The following is a 2358-nucleotide window of genomic DNA, read 5'->3' on the forward strand; positions in this document are numbered from 1 at the left end:
GTGTTTTGCAAGAAAAAAAGTGCAGAAAAATGCAAAGAGAAATGCAGAACTTTGCCAGCCCTATAAACTACCTTCTTTTTGACAATGCGTGGGAGAGACGATAGCTCTCGCCGTGGAATGAGATAATGTGGGCATGATGAATCAAACGATCCACCAATGCCGCAGTTAGCCTAGAGTCCGTGAATATTCTGTTCCATTGACTGAATTCCAGGTTGGAGGTTATGACCAGGCTTTTCTGTTCATAACACTCAGAAATCAATTGAAACAATAATTCAGATCCTTCTTTTCCAAAAGGAAGATAACCCATCTCATCCAAAATAACTAAGTCTAGTTTCTCAATCTTTTTCCTGAAAGCCGTTAGCCGGTTTAATCTTAATGCGTTCTCCAATTCTTCTACCAAATGGGAAACTCGATAGAATCCCACCTCATAGCCTAATTCACATGCTTTCCTTCCCAAACCTGTAGCTAGATGGGTTTTTCCGGTTCCTGGTGTTCCTACTAGAACAACGTTCTCTCTTTGTTCAATGAAGTCCAGACTGTATAACTTTTCTTTTGTCATCTGCCAGGCAGCCTCATTTGCTGCTCGAACCACTCAAACGTTTTAAGGCTCTTCCGATCCAAGAAACCAGCTTTCTTTATTAGCCGTGTCACTTTCGCTTTCTCCCTTAGTTTCAACTCTTCCTGGAATAACTCATTCAGAAACTGTTCAGGATTTTCAAAAGGTATTTCTCCATAAACATCTGGTATGTATGCCAAACGAAGAGATTTACACTTGCTTCTCAGATTGTCTGTCATTGGCTGACCTCCTTGGTTCCAGTCAGTATGTCATATTTCGACCAATCTATATCGAATGGATTTGCTTCTGAACCGAACTTTTCTTCCTCTATCAGCTCATAAAAGTTTGAGTTAATGCCCTTCATATCATTCGTGACAAGCAGGGTTGCCAATGCCTTTAGTCGTTCCTGACGAATGGCCAAATTATCCACCATCAAATAATTTCGGATCCTTCCTGGTAAGTACTCGTTATATCGCGAATAGGGCAGTGCTCGAGGCTTTTGAATCCACCCCTTCACAATGGACAGCCAAGGCAGGGCTTTCCGTTTCTTCATGTAAGGACGAAAGTCATCCCGGAGAATCTCGCCATCAGGCGTCACTACTTTAAATGAATCCCAAGTGCACTGTATATATAGGATTCCATAGTTCGCAGCTTTAGGGACATGAATCATGGTTTGATCGAGTTTTATCTCATTGTACTTATTTACTGTTACCTGTTCTTCTTTGAAGACTGGATAGTCTTGATCAGGCAGGGCCAAAAGTCGCCTGGACTCTTCTTCCCATAAATCTATTATTCTTACCTGCTTTTCGTAATGAAGACGGTTTCTGTCTTCTGCCAATTTCTTTTCTAGTTTCGAAGAGAGATCCTCGAAATCTTTCATAGTAGGTGCTTTGCTAAAAAAGTTATAGCGTATATATCCAACCTTATTTTCGACACTTCCTTTTTCATGACCGCTTCTTGGATTACACACCTGAACATCAAAGCCATAATGATTCTGAAACTGGATAAATGCATCCGTCAATTGTGCCTCTTCCAGTTTTGAGCGAGTCTTCTTAACAGCCGGAGTCAGGTTATCAATCCGGATTTTGAGAGGCACTCCTCCTGCCTGGCGGAATAGCTCTTTTAATCCTTGTAGGAAGCATTCCTGATTCTCTGATGGCATTGGTACGGCAAATCCTGCATTGCTGTATGGATAAGACATCACCAATGCCCTGATATCAACTAGATCGCCATCTTGTACGGCCTCCATCACCCCAAAGTCCACCTGCGCTTCGGCTGGAGGATGGTCAAGCCTTTCAAAACCTCGGTCCTTTTCTTCATGATGGGTATTTCTCCAGTCTTCAATAAAGTAACAGACCGTTCTATATGATCCTTTGAATCCGTGCTCTTTCAGCTCCTCAAATAATTGTTTCTTGGTTCTACGGGACTTTTTCTTGAGTTTTGAGTCCTCCCATAACCAATCAGAAATCATCTCACCCCATTTACCTTCATACATCATCCCTTTCTTTTCTCTAATTTTTGAAACAGGCAGCTGATCCCCATCTGCATATTTTTTAGCTGTACGCCAATTGATTTTTAACGTTTGTTTTATTTTGTTTACCGACAGACCTTTTTCATTTCTTAGTTTCTTGATACAATTGATATCGGACATTGCTAGCATCCTTCCTAAACCTCCACTAAATTGATTCGACACCAATACAGTAGAGGGAATTTTGGGGGCTGGCAAGTCCTTTTTTTATGCCATTAAATAAAGTGCAGGACTCTGCAGTTATTCCTTGCAAAGCTCTGCACTTCTATTTTGC

Annotated in this window: 1 protein-coding gene and 1 pseudogene; both read right to left on the reverse strand. The window is 41.3% G+C overall.

Going from position 1 to position 2358, the window contains the following annotated elements; genetic code table 11:
• Window positions 1–67: 67 nt before the first annotated feature.
• Window positions 68–795: pseudogene (gene istB, locus JCM21738_RS21585) on the reverse strand (IS21-like element helper ATPase IstB).
• Window positions 792–2207: an IS21 family transposase gene (gene istA, locus JCM21738_RS21590; protein WP_321172036.1), complete on the reverse strand. Its 1416-nt coding sequence runs from the start codon at window positions 2205–2207 to the stop codon at window positions 792–794. Before istA ends, istB begins: the two are co-directional and overlap by 4 nt.
• Window positions 2208–2358: the final 151 nt, after the last annotated feature.

Source organism: Mesobacillus boroniphilus JCM 21738, assembly GCF_000517385.1.
Taxonomy (GTDB): Bacteria; Bacillota; Bacilli; order Bacillales; family Cytobacillaceae; genus Mesobacillus; species Mesobacillus boroniphilus.

Excerpts from the sequence above, each read along its gene's own strand:
- istA (WP_321172036.1), bottom strand. The coding sequence starts at position 2,207 with ATGTCCGATATCAATTGTATCAAGAAACTAAGAAATGAAAAAGGTCTG.